This is a genomic window from Providencia sp. PROV236 (assembly GCF_033676985.1).
Lineage (GTDB): Bacteria > Pseudomonadota > Gammaproteobacteria > Enterobacterales > Enterobacteriaceae > Providencia > Providencia manganoxydans.
The window spans coordinates 3,963,635-3,980,650 of the sequence record NZ_CP096297.1 but is presented as its reverse complement, the minus strand read 5'-3'; the positions used below and the strand labels follow the sequence as shown (position 1 = coordinate 3,980,650).

The following is a 17,016-nucleotide window of genomic DNA, read 5'->3' as shown; positions in this document are numbered from 1 at the left end:
AGTTATGTCAACGCAATATGGTTTTTATATCGATTCAAGTCGTTGCACTGGCTGCAAAACCTGTGAGCTAGCGTGTAAGGACTTTAAAAATTTATCTCCGGAAGTTAATTTCCGTCGTATTTATGAATATGCGGGTGGTGATTGGACAGAGCAGGATGGCGTATATGGGCAAAACGTATTTGCTTATTATTTGTCGATTTCCTGTAATCACTGCGACGATCCTGCCTGTGCAAAAGTATGCCCAAGTGGGGCCATGCATAAACGCGAAGACGGTTTCGTGGTCGTTGACGAAGAAGTTTGTATTGGTTGTCGTTATTGCAGTATGGCTTGCCCTTATGGCGCACCGCAATTCGATGAAGTGAAAGGTCATATGACCAAATGTGATGGCTGCTATGAGCGTGTTGCTGAAGGTAAAAAGCCAATTTGTGTCGAGTCTTGCCCATTGCGTGCATTAGATTTGGCGCCAATCGAAGAGCTACGGGCAAAATATGGTAATTTGGCCGAAATCGCACCGTTGCCATCTGCGGAATATACTCATCCAAACATTGTTTTAAAATTGAATGCCAATAGTCGTCCTGTCGGTGATACCACCGGGCATCTGGCTAACCCGGAGGAGGTATAATATGGGATCGGGAATTCATGAATGGCCATTAATGTTTTTTACTGTTATAGGCCAAAGTGTCGCGGGTGCTTTTGTCATGATGGCAGCGGTACTATTGAGTGGAAAGTTATCGGCTGATCTAAATCGCAGGGTACATTACAGCATGTTTGGACTCTGGCTATTGATGGGCATTGGTTTCTTATTATCGACTATCCATATGGGGAGCCCATTACGCGCTTTTAATGCATTTAACCGCTTAGGAGCGTCTTCGCTAAGTAATGAAATTGCCAGCGGAGCTTTATTCTTTGCATTAGGTGGCCTGTATTGGTTATTAGCGGTGTTGAATAAAATGCCAGCCGCATTGGGTAAGCTATGGTTGATCGTGGTAATGGTTTTAGCAGCCGTATTTATTGTAGCCATACCACGTGTTTACCAAATCGAAACGGTGCCAACATGGAATAATAGCTACACCATAATCAACTTTGTATTAACGGCATTCCTTGGTGGGCCAATATTAGCTGCACTCTTACTGCGAATTGCTAGATTCGACTTACAATGTATCCGTCGCGTGCCTGCGTTAAGTATTGTGGCATTGTTAGTGAGTGTAGCAGTGGCTATTTCACAAGGCTTTGATCTGGCTAGTATTGAAACGCCAGTACAAAGAGCGGTTGATTTGGTTCCTGATTACGGGATCTTGATGGATATTAAGATCGTCGCAATTGCAATGGGGTTGGGCTGCTGGATCATGCCGTTAGTGGCAAGACGTAATCCCTCCGTTCTGAATATGATAATAGGTTTTTTATTCGTATTTGTAGGGGAAATTGTCGGACGCGGTGTTTTCTATGGTCTGCATATGACGGTGGGTATGGCTGTTAATTAATATACTCTTAGGCTTAGCAATCTTGTTGCTAAGCCTGTATTCTCTCACATCAGTCACATAGTTATAGGTTTTAGGGGATATATATCCGTTATCTTTCAAGTTGTAGGATTTTTCGTTAAGGCATAAGGGACTAAGCTCCCGACTATTTTCGTTTGTCGCCTACCTGCAACTCGAATTATTTAGAGTATAATCCCTTTTATTATTAATAGTTATATAAAAAGTGAATAGAAGCACATCATGAACGAACAATCTTTGAACAATATTTCTTTGACGGCGCGGGTTCTTGGCGCCGCGTTCTATTATTCGCCAAATGAGGTGCAAGACATTATTGGCTTACTGTCATCACCTCAATGGGCTGAAGATTGGCCATATGGTTCGGCAGAGCAAAAACAGACTATTGGCCGTCAATTAGCTGTTTTGCAGACAGATAATGAAATCTTAGATGAAGCTTATCAGCGGCTATTTATTGGCCCTTACGCATTGCCATCACCGCCATGGGGTTCTGTGTGGCTAGATAAAGAAAATGTCATTTTTGGTGATTCCACACTGCAATTACGTGAATGGATGCAACATAATCACATTGATATTTGTTTAACGCAAAATGAACCTGAAGATCATTTTGGTTTGATGTTGATGATGGTGGCATGGGTTGCTGAGAATGAGCCGCTTAAATTAAATGAGTTATTAGCTCAGCATTTATTGCCTTGGGCGTTTCATTATCTCAATAAACTGCAAGCTAATGCCAATTTTCCATTTTATGTGGGGTTGGCAGAGTTAGCGCAATTGACGCTGACAGGTTGGCAGAATTCATTAAAGATTGATGTGGCCGACAAAGAGATCTTTTTCCGCTAGAAAATATGAGTGAACGATATAGCCATTTTAATGGCTATATCGTCATTGTTATTAAATAATAACGTTTGTTATTTGAAATAATGGCTTTTCTAATTCAACATTTTTGAAGTGAAAAATATTGATACAGCTATTAATTAAATGGAATTATTATACCCAAGTTATCTGAATAGTGATTCAATGCTCGAGTTCCCCCTTGATAAAATTGCTCTTGTCGGTCATCAAGATATTGTCTGTATTCTTGGTTATTAGTTACATTAAAATTAAAGTATTTTGATTGATTTGTGTTTTTAATCATGTAGTTGTTGGATGGTGACTCACCGAGCTTCCCATTGAAAATCAAGGGGTCTTTCTTTGGGTAAATATAGTTATAAATTAATTCATTATTATTGTTTAAATCATTCAAAGCAAAGCTATGAACTGGAATAAGAAAGGTCATGAAAATAAATAGTAATTTAATCATGTTTAAAGTCTCATATCAACTTGGGTTAGAATGTAGTGTGTTTTTAGTTTAATAACGCAATTAAATTAAGCGGCTGTAATAAATTTTTTCTATTGATTTTTTTATTGTTAAATATAAGCCCTCAGAATTATTTTTATATTTTAAATGAGAGATAATATCTCCGTTTGAAATATAGTTAGATGTATTGTAATTCAAAATGTAGCTACCTAACGAATAATATGATAAGTATAAAAACAGTGCAAAAATAAAGTATTTTATTTTCATTTTTAAAAGCTTATTAACGATATGTATAAGATAGCATTTTTATTTAATTTTGTTATTTTTATAAACGAGTTGTTTGGTTTAACTATTTGATATATGGTGATTTTTTATTGTACCATCATTTTTTGTAAGTAATTTTTATCAATAATCTTAATAAAGGTTTAAGTATATTTAATAATATCTCCAGGCTGACAATCTAAAATTTCGCATAGTTTTTCTAGTGTGGAAAATTTAATTCCTTTTATTTTCCCATTTTTGAGCAAGGATAAGTTTGCCTCGGTGATCCCTAGCTCTAAAGCTAAATCCTTTGATTTTATTTTTTTCTCAACCATCAAAACATCTAGAGTTATTATTATAGGCATAGTTATATATACTGTTGATTTTCATCACTAATTTTTTTTGCTTCTTTCATTATTAGTGCGAGAGAGAGGATCATAATGCCGTAAATTATCTCACGCATTGCATTTAAAGAAAACCCTAAATAAAAGACAAAAATGCGTTCACCAGGCGGTAAACTTATTGATAATGCTAAACTTGTTAATGAGCCTAACATGCCATTCACGATAGGTGTTATGACTGCTAATATTCCACCAATAAAGAGTGTTTTGATATTTCGTTGTGTCCAAATTTCGCCTTTTGATGCTTCAAAAAAGAAATAACCAACAAAAAATAGGCTTATAGAAGAAATTAAAACAGGAATATGTGTTAGTAGCATTAGTAATATTACACTTATGGAACTTAGTTCGATACTCTTGTCTAACAACGTCGGATCAATGTTTTCGATTATCCCGTACAACATTTGTTCTTTTTGAGTTGCCCAAAAATAGTAATCACAAACTAGATCTGCGATTGCCATTATCCAAATTATAAAAGCGACTGATTTAGAATAAAAAAATAATTTTTTCTTACTTTTGCTCATTTCCGTTTATCCACATAGACCTTGCGTTAGTACATTAATTATCAAATTATAATAAAAAATTATCGTAGTAAAGAAAAAAATTATCGTTTCACGATAATTTTATTTTCTGTATATGCGGTGTTTAAGAATGAGGTTTATAAATTTGAGTTAGGTTGAGTTGTTTTGTCTGGCCATGATGGAAAATATATCAGTTGTGATACCAATTTGACGGAAATAGGGAGGCCATATCCGATTATTTTTTCTTCGGGGTATAGGGGGAATCAAAGAGTCGGTTTAAAATCTATTTGTCTTATTTCGAGGTTGTAGCACAACTTGTTGAATTATCGTGTTCGCTATTGAACATATAGTTTGCCAGCGCTAGTGGCTTGTTTGCTGATTGCTTAGCTACTCCTCGTATGATTGAGAGTATAAACTGTGTTTGAATAGTCATAATAGGTAGGATATGCGCAATCAGTTGTGGATGTTGGTCGTTGCTTTTATTTTTTTATTGATACCGAAATCGTATGCACAGGTATTGCCACATAGTACCAAGGATTGGCAACTTGCAGACATCCCTCCAACACTTATGCAAGTCAAACAAGATGAGGCTATTTTTGCTCCGATTGCGGGTGAAATGAAGGCAGTAGCGGAGCTTTATGCAGAACATGGCTTTTATTTGTATAGTCCCGCAGGTGATTACCGACCGATGCAATTCGGTAATGATTATGCTTACGTGAATGTCGACGCAATATCGACTCAAAAACCACGCTTAGCCCCTGTAGATGATCGGCTGAATGATTTAAATAATCCAATTTATGATTATTTACTGACAACGCAAAATACCCCGGTTTACCGTTCCGCTAAAGAAAGCAACCAGCCAATCGCGATGTTGTTCAGTAATCTGCGCTACCCAGTGTTAGATCGTATGATCAAAACGGAAAAAGGGGGGCAGAAGATAGCATGGCTGATTATTCGTTTAGGAGATCGCTTAGGCTATATCAAATTAGCGGATGTTGAGATGGATAAAGGGATCCCAATTTTGACCTATCACCATCTATTAAGAAACAGCGAAAATAAAAAATTTCAGCATACTTCGACGACGACTTCAGTTGAAGCATTTCAAACGCAAATGAATTATTTGAAGCAAGCGGGTTACCAGACATTAGCTTTGGAAGATATTGAAGGTTATCTAAATAAGTCTGTGAATTTACCCGCCAAATCGGTCGTGCTTACTTTTGATGATGGCTTAAAGTCAGTTTATCGCTATGCGTATCCGATTTTAAAAAATAATCAGCAGCAGGCGACCTTATTTGTGATTTCATCACGAGTCAAAACAATTCCTCAAAAATGGAGCCCAGATGGGTTGCAATTTATGAGTAAACAAGAAATTAAAACCAGCCAAGATGTCTTTAATATTCAGTCGCATACGCATTTTTTACATAAGTTAGATTACCGCAATAGCCCAATTCTATTTAGCCGCAAGGAACATACTATTTTTCTCGATTTCCAACGTTCTATGCGGGTATTACAGAAGTTTGAGCCAAACCAACGTTATTTAGCTTACCCATTTGGTGGTTTTAATCAAACTGCCATGATAGCGGCAAAACAAGCGGGGCTAGGCCTTGCTGTGACAACAATTCAAGGTAAGGTTCATTTAGGTGATAATCCATTTGCGCTAAAAAGACTTTATGCACTGAAAACAGATCCCATTGAGAAATTTGCCCAAATGGTTGGTAATAGTGGTGATGAAATTATCAATCAAAACATTGTGGTAGATAGATAGTAAGATTTAATTGATACGTTTAAATATCATATTCAGACAATAAATCACAAGGATTAAGTCTTTGTGATTTATTTTTTACCTTGCCCCATTTCTTTTAAGAATCGTTGCTGGTAACTAAATAATTCTTTAGAAGAAATACAATGATAATCCATTGAGAATTGTTTGGCGGTATCTTCAATGATTAATGCTAAAGCTGGATAATGACGATGATTCCAATTTGGAAATAAATGATGGGTTAAATGTAAGTTCAAGCCACCTAACCAATAAGTTAACCAGCGGGGTGTGGTATGCCAATCGTAAGTGGTTGAAAAAGTATGATGGTAAAACCCATGTGGCATATTGCCTTGTTCTGGTGGTGTATAGAAGGTGGCTTTTGCCCAGTGAGTTCCCAATATCAAGACGACAAACACCAAAGAAGCCAACATTTGACTCAATAAATAGATCAGTAATAGGGTTCCAAGGCCAATGTGTTTATCGGCAAGGGCGTAAAATGGAATAACAATCGCCACGACAATATGCAGCAGTTTGGCCAATAAAAATGCCATGATGCCGCGTTGCCCTTGATGGCGCATATGTGGAGCGACTCGCGTAAAGTGGAATCGGTCTAACCAATCAAATAACCAAATCAGCGCTGGGAAGGTTAATGCTGCAACAAGTGGCCAATAAAGATGTTGCGCCCTCATAAAAGGGTACCAACGTTGGTGAGGTGTTTGTCGTAATACAAAGTTTTCTTCAATATCCAGATCATAATGGCGAATATTGGTGTGAGCATGATGGAAAATAATATGTCGTACTCGCCAACATTCAGGATCGAGGCCTAGAGGGATGGTGACCCAAAAATTAAGCCAGCGATTAGCTTTCGCCTGTTTGAAAATCGCATTGTGAGAGGCATCATGAACAAGATTGATTGCAAGTAGTAAGGCAAAGCAGATAAATAGCGGATAAAATACAAAAAAAGTCCATGTACTATTTAACCACAATGCAGCAGCATAACACCCCAAGCAACAACTCATCAGCAAGATGCTTTTTAGGTAAAATTGACTGTCAGCAAAACGGTGATCGCCATGCTGTTGCAAATAGTGGTTCGCTGCCTTCATCAATGCTTGGCGAAACGCTTGATCAAGGCGTTGTTGATAGCCAAGCGGCCTAAGTGGTTCAGGACGCATGCTTAACCTGCTTAGGCTGTCGGCCTATGCCAAACAGTAATAGTAGACTATGTAGCCAAAGAGCCGCAGTAAAGATTAGCCAAAATGGGCTAAGCCATTGCCAAATAAATAACACGCAAACAAATAATATAGAAGCAATGGTGAACCAGCTCCATAGGCCGGTTGTACTGCCGTCAGAAAGCCCCGATAAAGCTAAAGTACCCGAGGCAAGTAGCACAAATAGAATGACTTGCTGGAGAGTGGTTCCTTGGTAGCCATAACCATATAAATACACATAGCCAATCACTAATGTGAAAAGTAACAGTGTCCCCAAGACAAGCTGCCATTGGTTGATTTGATACTGTGAAACCTTTTGCTTAATCGACTGTGGTTTGCCCTTGAATATGCGCCAAAATGGACGGTTATTATCAATAAACGGATTTTCAGTTGCGGGTTCACCTTTGATGCCATAGTGGTACTCGGTATCAGGAAGGGCAGAAAATGTGCCGAACCATTTATCCCAAAAAATAAAACTACCGCCAAAGTTACGATTTGAATAATGGCCTTCTTTTACATGGTGAACGCGATGGTGAAGTGGGGTAACCATGATTTTCTCCCACCAACCGAGATGTGGTATCAAGGCACTATGGTTAAAAAACTGGATGCTATAGTGCAGGATCGAAATGGTGATAAAAATCTCTAACGGCACTCCAAGTAGCGCTAATACCATAAAAAAGGGAATTGAGGTTAATGATGAATACCATGAATTGCGCACACCCAGTGAGAGGTTAAAGTGTTCACCTTGATGGTGTACCACATGGACGGCCCACAATAAACGGAATTTATGGTGTAAACGGTGTAACCAATAGAAGCCGAAATCCCAAGCAAATAAGGTAAAAATCCAGACTAAGGCGATAGGCCAATGATCCACGACACCCAATGAAAAGTGGCTAACCACAAAACCGTAGCAAAATAATTCTAATCCACGAAATAGCCACAACATGATATGGCCTGAATTGAGGTTAAATACCCATTCTTGCCAGCTAATTGAACCTTTCTGAGTTTTCACAATAATGACTCCCTCAAGAGTCACAACCAGCAACATGAAGATAATAGGAAAAGTTAATTCATTCACTAGCGCTTTCTCCATGGGGCAAACGGTTTTGTATCCAGCGGGCAATATATAGTGCCGCGATTGCTGTGATAGCCCCTGTGACTACATCAATAAATAGATGGCGCTTCAATACTAAAACAGAAAAACAGATAGCAGCGGCCCATAATAAATAGAGAGTCGTACGAAATTTGTGGTGTTGTGACCATAATGCACTGAGCACGACAAGAGTCAATGAGACATGTAGAGAAGGTAATAAGTTTTGTGGGCTATCGACACTTATCAAATCACACAGTGCTCGTTCAGACAGTGAAATACATTCAATAAATGGATAATGCATGGTGGTTGGATAAATCAGATAAACAGCCCCCGAAACTAAAGCACAGACTATCATGGCTAACATTAAAGAGCGTATACGATGGTAGGCGCTAAATAAGTAACCGAAAGGGATAAATAGGAAAAAAGACAGATAAACCCATATTGCATTGGTACTGTATGCGACAGTATTATCAACCCAACTTGGGGACAATAACGTCGCATGATCACTGATTTTGCCGGTGAAGTTATACACAATGCCGACAGTTCCCCAGCCAATCAGGCAAGAAAGCAAGCGTAAGAAAATATGATTAAAATTCATTCAGCACCTTCACGCGTGATCCTTCTGCGCTTTACGGCAAAAGACGGTAACACGGGGTCAACGGTGAGAGTCCAAGAAAGCTTATCGGTATCAATATGCTGTTTTGCAAAATAAGCTACTAGATGGCGCTGGCACTGGGTTAATTGATGCGCAGGGCATTCACTCTGTAATGTCAGGTGGTTACCTTTTTGGAGTAGCCTAAAATCAGCCGTGATGGGTAATTGATTCACGATAATACGCGCAACGGGATCGGCAAACAGTGTGACTAAATTACCATCATGATCAGGTAATAAAAGTTGATCGTCACAACGGCCTTCTATTTGCTCAATAGCTAATTGAGGATCACCGCAAGGACAAGGTGTATCTCGTACGACTAAAATATCATCGAGTTGATAACGAACGATTGGCTGTGTTTTACGAGTAAAATCGGTAATGATTGGTGAAAAACGCCGTTCATCTAACCAATGTGGTTCAATATGCAAAAAAGCCTCATTGAGATGCATCGTCCCATGCGGACATGTGCAGCCTAAAAAACCTTCTGTCGCTTGATACACTTCAGCGACATGGGGAAAGCATTGTTGCAACCGTTGCTTATCATGGGGTTGTAAAACCTCGGCAACGGAAATGACTTGATTGACATTAAGCTGTATACGCTGCTCTTCTACCGCTTGAGCAATTGCACATAATACTTGAGCTGGGGCGACAATGATGGATGGCTGATAACGTTCCAATGCCTGTAGTTGTTGGCAAAAATCTGCATAGAGATCGTAGAAACGCAGTGAGATCCAACGGTTATTCACACTCTCATATAGGTTATTATTAGCACGTAAAAACAAGGCCACGCGCTCACCCTTGAATAAGCCATTTGGCAACATTTTGGCTAACATGCTACCTGACCAGATATGCTGCTCTTGAGGGCTGACGACAAACAACCCACGACGCCCAGAGGTTCCAGAGGACAGCCCAACACTGTACTTGCCAACTTTGGGGGCAAAATCACGTGATTGTTCGCTTTGCTGAGCACAATGGAATAGTACTTGGCTAGATAAACCTGCGGTATTCATTTGATCGAAGTGATCCATCATGATTTGTTTATTCATAATGGGAAATTGTTCAAGAGGGCGATCAATAAAGGCTCTAAAATAGGGGCTTTTACGCAATACCTTATGTTTGAAAGCCGTAAGCTGTTTTTGCTGATAAGCTTCTAGTTCAGCTCTACTTTTAAAATGGCGATGGCGAGTACGCCAATAATGCCATAGCATTGCGACTATCAAATTAACTCCCCTTCGTGACACAGCTGAATGGCAATATTTTGCTTATCAAGTTCATGTAATTTATTCAGAGTTTGATAATAAGCTTGTTTATTATCCATGATGATATGTGCAATCGCCATTGGGCCACGTAACTCACGGTAATTGGTTGGGGACCAAGCGGCATCCCCTGCCAGCAATACCCAGCCATGCTCAGTGAGGACGCATAGGCCGATATGCCCTGGGGCATGTCCCGGTAGTGGAACAATCAATAATGTTTTTTGTGAGTTGACAGCGAAGCCTTGACCTAAGATTTGTAATTCAGCGGGCAGATCAACGGCTTCAAAACCTTCATAAAACTGTGCGCGTTGTTCAAAGTCCTCTGGGATCAAACCGCGAACAAAAGCCCCTTTAAGCGCTGCAAAGCCAGTTAGTCCGCGTGTTTTTTGCCAGCCATCGCCTGAACAGAGAAGCGGCACATCGGGGAAATCACGGAGACCTGCAATATGATCACCATGAAAATGTGACAAAATAATGCCATTGAGATCGCTAGGGGTGATCCCTTCACGAGCAAGTTGGTTAATGAGTGCATCTTTAGGGTCAAAATAGACAGGTGTGACAGTACGGTATAAACGCATGATGCCATTACGGGTACTTTCATAAAAGTGGTTTGCATAACCCGTATCAAATAGCCAACGCTGCTTTTCATTATGTATGAGCCATGCCCTAGCAGGAAATTTACATGCCTTAAAACTGGCTCCTTTGAGCGCTACGCAACCGGGGTGAGTACAGTATCCGACTTCGAATTGCTGGATAGTTAACATCATTTCTCCTGCTGACGGAGCCATTGTGCAGTTAAATGGATCCCTTCTTCCATATCAAAAATAGGGGTATAGCCTAACTCTTGCTGTGCTTTACGGTTATCAAGTGTCATGGTGAAATACGCCGCACCTAAACTATAGCGAGTGAGCAATGGCTCTTTTTTGGTGAGGTGAGAAACACCCTCCAGCAATGTCGCTAGTGTGAATAACACGGGATAGGGTGCAGCGCTTATCTGACAATCTAATTGTAACTCATTAAATAATTGCTCTAAGGTTTGCCTGAGTGGTTGAGGTTGCTGGTTCGTTATATTATAAGAAGCACCACTCGTGAGTTTGTCTTGAGTTGTGGCCAACATCATGCTGTGCACAACATTGCCAACGTAGGTTAAATCAAAGGCGTTTTTTCCACCATCAGGTAGAATGAGTTTGCCATTTCTGGATTTTATTTGCGCCAATAAACGTGGCAACAGCACGCGATCATAAGGACCAAACAACCCTCTAGGCCGAAGAATGGTATAACGGGTTTGCGGATAGTAAGCAACACTACGAGCAATAGCGGTTTCCGCTAAATATTTGGTTCTTGCGTAGTGATTGGCGAAACGGAAATTGGCTTGTGATTCAGGAATATTTTGCTGATGTGTGAAATTAAAATAAATCGCGGGGGTTGAGATATGAATAAATCGCGAAATCTGCTGTTCACCTGCGGTATCGGCTAACATTTGTGTTGTATAATAATTGATGCGAGCGAAATCATCATATTTCCCCCAAGGGGATGATAGCGCAGCACAATGCCAAACAGCATCACAATCGTGCATCATGGTTTTGGCATCTGTACTCGATAAATTAGCAAGATCACAAGGGAAAAATTGTGCGCCTTGTTGGGTAAGCAAAGTACCGATTTCTTGATTTCTCCCACAAGCCACCACTTGGTGTCCCTGTTGAAGGAGGCCATCAACAGCATTACGACCAAGGCCGCTGGTTGCGCCAGTCACTAAAATTTTCATGGGATCAGCACCATAGAGCAAAAAGCTAACCCAGCAGCGGTACCAATCAGCATGACATTAGGTTGTCCATAAAAACGCCCACTGATGATTGCTTCATGGAGTGCCGAAGGGATCGACGCCGCGACTTGATTGCCGCGAAAACGATAAATATCAATTAATTGTTCTGATTTAACTCCTAAGCGTTGCCGCATATGTTCAAGGGATAAGTGGCTCGCTTGGTGGGGAACGACGGTACCAATCTGATTAAGCTGTAACTTTGAGTCAGTTAATACCTGCTGCATAAAATCTTCTACCAATGAAGATGCCATGCGGAATAGCTTTTTGCCTTGCATATGAAATAAAAAGTCATCGTCAGTCATGCCTGCGCGTGGGTTTTTACGTGTTCCCCCCGCGCGGATCTCGCACAGCTCGATGCCTTTAGTATGTGTTTCATGGTGATAAGTGATAATTCCGCTGGTGCCATCCCCTTTTTCGACAATCATGCATGCGGCACCATCACCAAAAATTAATGAGGATTCTTGGTCTTGCCAATCAATACCGCGAGAGGCCAAATCTGCCGAAACAATCGCAATGCGTTGATATTGGCTAGTGGCAAGAAAGCCTGCTGCAACTTGCAGTGCAGTGATAAAGCTGACACAGCTGGCATTCACATCAAAGCAAGCAATACCTTGTTTCAACGAAGATTGCTCAAGAATATGCGCGGCGGTGCAAGGCAGTGCTTGTACGGAAATCGCTGATGCTGAAATCAGCATATCAATGCTGTGTGGCACAATGTGTTGGGTTTCTAGCGCGTGATGGATTGCCTTGGCGGCTAGTTCAGCTTGGGAGTCGTTATCTTTCGCATGGAAGCGATGTTCAATACCGGAGCGTTTAGCAACATAACCTTTTGGTTTGTTGAGTTTAATATCCAACTGCCATGATTCTATTTTATTTTCAGGAAGCGCAATGCCTGATGAAATAATTTTTATTGGAGTTAGGCCATTAGGCATCGTGAGACTTACCTTTATAAATCATTATATTCGTCATACTTCAAGATGCAGGGTTGTTGCCTAGCTGCGTCGCGAATTATTTAGAGTATATAAATAGCAGAGTTCCTTTACCTGTCATATAGGATAAATGCTGCTATTTAAACAGGGGACCCTTGATTGAAGTGATGGACTGTTTCTTCAAGTAAAGTTGTTATTATATGTTGTAAATGGGCTGAATGTGATGAGAGCCAAGCTACATCAATCGGCCAAGTCGAAAATGGTTTATCTTCAAGAGGAATAAAGTGGATATCGTGATGGCTAATATGTCGAGCGCTATACGGTAATAAACTGATCCCTGCTCCAGCAGCAACTAAAGCAATAATGGTTTGAATATCACTAGACTCTTGGGCTGGTTTGAGTGATAGCTGCTGATGTTCTAAAAATTGGCTAATTTGCTGAGACAAACCCGCACCTCGCGCTTTGCGTAATGCCAAATAAGGATGGATTGTTAACAGCTGTTCTATGGGTTTATCCACCCATTGTGAATGTGAAATAGCGAGAGCTAAGGTTTCTTGTTTTAGCGGGTAGATTGAAAATTGTGATGGAAGTTTTTTGTCAGGGCGACGTAGAAAGGCTATTTGTAGCTGGCGGTTTTCCAATTTTTGGATCATGGTCTCTGATGGCATATCATCCAACGAAATTGTTGTCTGAGGTAAATGTTCCCGTAAGTGGGCAACAAAAAAAGAGGCTTCATGAAAAGCTGAAATGCCAAAACCCACGCTCAGTGACGTTGGAAGTTGTGTATTTAACTCAATAGCTTTATGTAGCAATTTTTCTGTTCTTGATAGAATTTGTTGAGCTAAAGGTAATAACGTTCGACCACTGTTTGTCAGGTGTGCTCCATGGCGCCCACGTTCAAATAAAACCACTGAAAGCTGCTGTTCAAGTAGCTTGATTTGTTTGGTTAGCGCCGGTTGGGTGATATGCAACAGTGATGCGGCCGCATGATAGTTAGCCGTTTCAGCTAAAATGACAAATGCACGTAATAAACGACTATCCATCATGCCTCTTTAATAATCTGAATGGGCCAAAACCATAATTAGTTTTATCAGTATATGACTTATTATGACTTAACACAGGGCTTTGAGATAGCCACCGCAGTATCAGCAAAGCGTACACTTCGGGTATCACGTTCATAACCCATGGTTTGTGTTAGCGCACCATATAGCTCAGGGCGGCGCCCTGAAAGCCAACGACGGCCTGTTGACATCGGGAGCAGGTCTAAATCGAGATCAGCAATAATGATGTCATCTTCTATTGCATGACTTTCTTTGATGATGCGGCCATATGGATCGATGAGCATGGCATTACCCGTGCGTATCTCGTCCTCATCTCGGCCGACTCCATTACTGAAAACGTAAAAAACACCATTATCATGAGCTCTAGCAGGTAGCCAGCGCATTAACCAACCACGGCCGTGTTCACCTTGAAATGCGTTACGCAGTGCTTCTGGTGCTTGTTGTCTATTTTCCCATAATGCCATCGGGATTGGTTTCATGCTGTGAGGGCTACGAGAATTTGTTCCACCTGTTTGGTGAGGTGCTAAAATAATATCAGCGCCCATTAATGCAGTAATACGTGAGTTCTCGATCAGGTTGTTATCCCAGCAGATCAAAATACCCGCCTTTACCCCCCAAGGTGTATCGAATACCGTGTAGCTATCACCTTGTTGGATGATTTGATGTTCAAAAGGATGCAGTTTTCGATGTGCGTGATAGCTACCATCAGGCATACAGGCGACCCAAGTATTATAGCACTTATCATCTAAACCTCTTTCAATTAGCCCAACACCAATAATCATATTGAGTTCTTGTGCTCGTTGCCGGATCGGAGTGAGTGATGGGCTATTATGTAAGGTTTCACTGAGTTGATAAACATCTTCATCGGACAATTTGGGTACATGCCAATAACCTGTAATACACATTTCAGGTAAAGCTAAAATTTGCACATTTTGTGAGGCAGCCTGATCGATAAAATGATGGATCTGCTGAAGGTTATAATCTTTGTCGGAAGCTTTATGTTGAAACTGTACGGTCGCAACTCGTATTTGTTTGGTCATGGCATCAACTCCTCTCTAATGAAAAGTAGATGACACCATATAATGAAACCTAAATATAATGAGATATTCTCTAATTCAATAACTATTGGTTATCGAATGGAGCGATCTGGATAGAATATTGTATGCTTATCGCTTGAGTTGTTGGCCAAAAAGAGGGGTATTTCATCGATTGATTTTTAATTTTTTGTACAAACTGGTATTTAATATTGATAGTTGTATTTTTTCTAATCAATTTTGTGAGTTATTGTCACATTTTTTTTGGGGTTTATGTTGTTTTATCATAATTGATGTATTAAATAGAAACACTTTTTATTGGTTTGTTACATTCACCTATCCATATAACTGATTGATTATAATCATTTATTATTCTGAAAGATAAACTAAATACTAGTAAATATAACCAATAAGTCTGATTTATTATGAGTTATAAGGTTAAAATCAGCTAAGCATTGATTAAGTATATAAAATGTATCTAAAAGGAGGCGATCTTAGTTTTTAATATGTTCCGTACTCCTTTATTGTGTATTGATTTGCTGCTGCACTCTTAGATTGAAAGGATCGGATAACATAAATAAACCATTGTGAATGGTAAAATTATTATAATCTAAAATAAGTGATTTAAATTAAATTTTAATTTAAATTATTTTAATTTCTCTATATATATCAATAATGAAATGAAATTATTTCATAATAGTACATGGAGTTTATTATTAAATTGTAACTAGAGAATTTTTTTATACAAATACAACGTTTAAGTGTAATATGTAATAGTTTTATTTATCATTGAGTTATGTGTTTAAATTTATTTTTTTCAAGAAGATCAAACATAGTAAAATACTAACTAAATTATTTTAAAATTTAAGATTTTCTCAAAGGATATATTTGATAGGTTTTATCTAATTTGATTGATTGTATCGATCGTTACAAACAGTTTTACTTTCAAATAATGAAATCTATAATTAAGTCAAATCCCATATTTATAATCTGGGCTGTTTCTTTTAATTATGACGATTTAAAATAACAATTTACTAAATTTACTATAGTTAAATCTTACTGATTTTTATTTTCGTCTATAGATCGCTTAATATGAGCTCGGGTCTGAACAAATGAAAAATGTAAACCAGATCGTTGGTAAAGAAATTCGCAGAAGAAGAAAGAAACTAGGTCTCTCTGGTATTGAGCTTGCCGATCTTATTGGTGTAAGCCAGCAGCAAATTTCTCGTTATGAAAGAGGGGAATGTAATATTACCTTAGGTAATCTTCTTAATTTAGCGAAAGCACTAGAAACAGACTTGATTTGTTTTTTTAATGACGATATTTTTTTAATTGAAAAATATTCTGAATCAAAGAAAACAGCCGAAAATAAATCTAACACTATGAAGTATAGAATGGTGAATCATTATTTATAGTTTGTAATTTATCTTTAATAAATCGCCTTAATAAAAATTAAATTCTACCTGACGATTTTATATCGTTAGGCAGTTTGTATGTCAGTCGTCTTTCTTAAAATAGGAATATAAAATGAAATTATCTAAAATTGCATTAGCTACAATCATTGCAGCTTCATTTGTAACTGGTGCCGCAAATGCAGCAACTGATCAAGGAAGTGGTGTTATTAACTTTAAAGGTAAAGTGATCAATGCACCATGTACTTTGCCTGGTGATGGCACCGTTAACGTCGATTTAGGTCAAGTTGCAAACAAAGTATTAGAAACTGGTAATAAATATAGCCAAAGCGTTCAATATACGATTGCATTAGAAAACTGTGACTTAGGCGAAGTTAAAGATTCAGATGATAATGTTCTATTCCCAGCTGTTAGCAAAGTTAAAGTCACTTTCTCTGGTACCCCTGATTCAACAAAAACTGAGCTATTAGCGAATACAGGTACATCTAAAGGCGTTGGTGTTCGTTTGATTAACGCTGATGGTGCAGTAATGAAAGTTGGTGATACTAGTGTTGAATTACCAATGGTTGCTGGTCCTAATAAGTTGACTTTCAGTGCACGTGTTGAAGCGAACGGTAGTAAAGTTGAAACAGGTAGCATTATCTCTCAAGCAACTTATGCATTAAATTATCTGTAATTTAATTCGTTATATTTTAAATTATCTAATTACTGATACAGTAAAAATACTTAAATCATGCATGTTATTTGCAAGGTTTGAGGGCTGTTTATCGTCTAGATAATACTTGAACTATACCGAAAATATTAAGTAACAGGTAATGAA

Annotated in this window: 17 protein-coding genes; 6 read left to right on the top strand and 11 right to left on the bottom strand. The window is 39.0% G+C overall.

What is annotated here, in order from left to right; translation table 11 throughout:
• The first annotated feature begins 4 nt into the window (after window positions 1–4).
• From M1E96_RS18470 to dmsD, 3 genes are all read left to right on the top strand, one after another.
• A complete protein-coding gene (locus M1E96_RS18470) occupies window positions 5–622 on the top strand; it encodes a DMSO/selenate family reductase complex B subunit (RefSeq protein ID WP_070925356.1) in 618 nt (205 codons plus the stop codon).
• Window position 623: 1 nt separating this feature from the next.
• Window positions 624–1,481: a DmsC/YnfH family molybdoenzyme membrane anchor subunit gene (locus M1E96_RS18465; RefSeq protein ID WP_319067200.1), complete on the top strand. Its 858-nt coding sequence runs from the start codon at window positions 624–626 to the stop codon at window positions 1,479–1,481.
• Window positions 1,482–1,718: 237 nt separating this feature from the next.
• Window positions 1,719–2,333, top strand: coding sequence for a Tat proofreading chaperone DmsD (gene dmsD, locus M1E96_RS18460; protein WP_319067199.1), 615 nt, complete (start codon window positions 1,719–1,721; stop codon window positions 2,331–2,333).
• 882 nt (window positions 2,334–3,215) lie between these two features.
• Here dmsD and M1E96_RS18455 read toward each other — a convergent pair.
• Together M1E96_RS18455 and M1E96_RS18450 are read right to left on the bottom strand one after the other, a co-directional pair.
• Window positions 3,216–3,416: a helix-turn-helix transcriptional regulator gene (locus M1E96_RS18455; RefSeq protein ID WP_070925360.1), complete on the bottom strand. Its 201-nt coding sequence runs from the start codon at window positions 3,414–3,416 to the stop codon at window positions 3,216–3,218.
• A gap of 2 nt (window positions 3,417–3,418) precedes the next feature.
• Window positions 3,419–3,973 (bottom strand): hypothetical protein, encoded by a 555-nt coding sequence (locus tag M1E96_RS18450; RefSeq protein WP_319067197.1) that lies wholly within the window; start codon window positions 3,971–3,973, stop codon window positions 3,419–3,421.
• A 442-nt stretch (window positions 3,974–4,415) separates the two neighbouring features.
• Between M1E96_RS18450 and M1E96_RS18445 the strand changes: the two genes are divergently transcribed.
• A complete protein-coding gene (locus tag M1E96_RS18445) occupies window positions 4,416–5,735 on the top strand; it encodes a polysaccharide deacetylase family protein (protein ID WP_319067195.1) in 1,320 nt (439 codons plus the stop codon).
• Between the two features lie 68 nt (window positions 5,736–5,803).
• On the opposite strand, the gene M1E96_RS18440 is transcribed toward M1E96_RS18445, so the two are convergent.
• The 9 genes from M1E96_RS18440 to M1E96_RS18400 all read right to left on the bottom strand — a co-directional run bounded on the left by M1E96_RS18440 (window position 5,804) and on the right by M1E96_RS18400 (window position 14,790).
• Window positions 5,804–6,901: an acyl-CoA desaturase gene (locus M1E96_RS18440; RefSeq protein WP_319067193.1), complete on the bottom strand. Its 1,098-nt coding sequence runs from the start codon at window positions 6,899–6,901 to the stop codon at window positions 5,804–5,806.
• A complete protein-coding gene (locus M1E96_RS18435; protein ID WP_319067191.1) occupies window positions 6,891–8,015 on the bottom strand; it encodes a sterol desaturase family protein in 1,125 nt (374 codons plus the stop codon). The genes M1E96_RS18440 and M1E96_RS18435 overlap by 11 nt, the downstream gene beginning before the upstream one ends.
• The gene (locus M1E96_RS18430) at window positions 8,008–8,628 is read right to left on the bottom strand and encodes a phosphatase PAP2 family protein (protein ID WP_337979610.1); all 621 of its coding nucleotides are present in this window, start codon (window positions 8,626–8,628) and stop codon (window positions 8,008–8,010) included. Before M1E96_RS18430 ends, M1E96_RS18435 begins: the two co-directional genes overlap by 8 nt.
• The gene (locus tag M1E96_RS18425) at window positions 8,625–9,902 is read right to left on the bottom strand and encodes a F390 synthetase-related protein (protein ID WP_369427275.1); all 1,278 of its coding nucleotides are present in this window, start codon (window positions 9,900–9,902) and stop codon (window positions 8,625–8,627) included. The genes M1E96_RS18430 and M1E96_RS18425 overlap by 4 nt, the downstream gene beginning before the upstream one ends.
• Window positions 9,899–10,702: an MBL fold metallo-hydrolase gene (locus M1E96_RS18420; protein ID WP_140182766.1), complete on the bottom strand. Its 804-nt coding sequence runs from the start codon at window positions 10,700–10,702 to the stop codon at window positions 9,899–9,901. The genes M1E96_RS18425 and M1E96_RS18420 overlap by 4 nt, the downstream gene beginning before the upstream one ends.
• Window positions 10,702–11,703, bottom strand: coding sequence for an NAD-dependent epimerase/dehydratase family protein (locus M1E96_RS18415; protein ID WP_369427274.1), 1,002 nt, complete (start codon window positions 11,701–11,703; stop codon window positions 10,702–10,704). Before M1E96_RS18415 ends, M1E96_RS18420 begins: the two co-directional genes overlap by 1 nt.
• Window positions 11,700–12,692 (bottom strand): 3-oxoacyl-[acyl-carrier-protein] synthase III C-terminal domain-containing protein, encoded by a 993-nt coding sequence (locus M1E96_RS18410; RefSeq protein ID WP_319067184.1) that lies wholly within the window; start codon window positions 12,690–12,692, stop codon window positions 11,700–11,702. The genes M1E96_RS18415 and M1E96_RS18410 overlap by 4 nt, the downstream gene beginning before the upstream one ends.
• 137 nt (window positions 12,693–12,829) lie before the next feature.
• Window positions 12,830–13,732: a LysR family transcriptional regulator gene (locus tag M1E96_RS18405; RefSeq protein WP_337979608.1), complete on the bottom strand. Its 903-nt coding sequence runs from the start codon at window positions 13,730–13,732 to the stop codon at window positions 12,830–12,832.
• 62 nt (window positions 13,733–13,794) lie between these two features.
• On the bottom strand, window positions 13,795–14,790 hold the full coding sequence (locus M1E96_RS18400) for a nitrilase family protein (RefSeq protein WP_319067181.1): 996 nt from the start codon (window positions 14,788–14,790) through the stop codon (window positions 13,795–13,797).
• Window positions 14,791–15,896: 1,106 nt separating this feature from the next.
• On the opposite strand from M1E96_RS18400, the gene M1E96_RS18395 reads away from it, so the two are divergent.
• Entirely contained in the window at window positions 15,897–16,199 is a 303-nt protein-coding gene (locus M1E96_RS18395) for a helix-turn-helix domain-containing protein (protein WP_070925368.1), read from the top strand.
• Between the two features lie 112 nt (window positions 16,200–16,311).
• The gene (locus M1E96_RS18390; RefSeq protein ID WP_319067179.1) at window positions 16,312–16,872 is read left to right on the top strand and encodes a fimbrial protein; all 561 of its coding nucleotides are present in this window, start codon (window positions 16,312–16,314) and stop codon (window positions 16,870–16,872) included.
• The last annotated feature ends 144 nt before the right edge of the window (window positions 16,873–17,016 follow it).

Excerpts from the sequence above, each read along its gene's own strand:
- M1E96_RS18470 (WP_070925356.1), top strand. The coding sequence starts at position 5 with ATGTCAACGCAATATGGTTTTTATATCGATTCAAGTCGTTGCACTGGC.
- M1E96_RS18465 (WP_319067200.1), top strand. The coding sequence starts at position 624 with ATGGGATCGGGAATTCATGAATGGCCATTAATGTTTTTTACTGTTATA.
- dmsD (WP_319067199.1), top strand. The coding sequence starts at position 1,719 with ATGAACGAACAATCTTTGAACAATATTTCTTTGACGGCGCGGGTTCTT.
- M1E96_RS18455 (WP_070925360.1), bottom strand. The coding sequence starts at position 3,416 with ATGCCTATAATAATAACTCTAGATGTTTTGATGGTTGAGAAAAAAATA.
- M1E96_RS18450 (WP_319067197.1), bottom strand. The coding sequence starts at position 3,973 with ATGAGCAAAAGTAAGAAAAAATTATTTTTTTATTCTAAATCAGTCGCT.
- M1E96_RS18445 (WP_319067195.1), top strand. The coding sequence starts at position 4,416 with ATGCGCAATCAGTTGTGGATGTTGGTCGTTGCTTTTATTTTTTTATTG.
- M1E96_RS18440 (WP_319067193.1), bottom strand. The coding sequence starts at position 6,901 with ATGCGTCCTGAACCACTTAGGCCGCTTGGCTATCAACAACGCCTTGAT.
- M1E96_RS18430 (WP_337979610.1), bottom strand. The coding sequence starts at position 8,628 with ATGAATTTTAATCATATTTTCTTACGCTTGCTTTCTTGCCTGATTGGC.
- M1E96_RS18420 (WP_140182766.1), bottom strand. The coding sequence starts at position 10,702 with ATGTTAACTATCCAGCAATTCGAAGTCGGATACTGTACTCACCCCGGT.
- M1E96_RS18415 (WP_369427274.1), bottom strand. The coding sequence starts at position 11,703 with ATGAAAATTTTAGTGACTGGCGCAACCAGCGGCCTTGGTCGTAATGCT.
- M1E96_RS18410 (WP_319067184.1), bottom strand. The coding sequence starts at position 12,692 with ATGCCTAATGGCCTAACTCCAATAAAAATTATTTCATCAGGCATTGCG.
- M1E96_RS18405 (WP_337979608.1), bottom strand. The coding sequence starts at position 13,732 with ATGGATAGTCGTTTATTACGTGCATTTGTCATTTTAGCTGAAACGGCT.
- M1E96_RS18400 (WP_319067181.1), bottom strand. The coding sequence starts at position 14,790 with ATGACCAAACAAATACGAGTTGCGACCGTACAGTTTCAACATAAAGCT.
- M1E96_RS18395 (WP_070925368.1), top strand. The coding sequence starts at position 15,897 with ATGAAAAATGTAAACCAGATCGTTGGTAAAGAAATTCGCAGAAGAAGA.
- M1E96_RS18390 (WP_319067179.1), top strand. The coding sequence starts at position 16,312 with ATGAAATTATCTAAAATTGCATTAGCTACAATCATTGCAGCTTCATTT.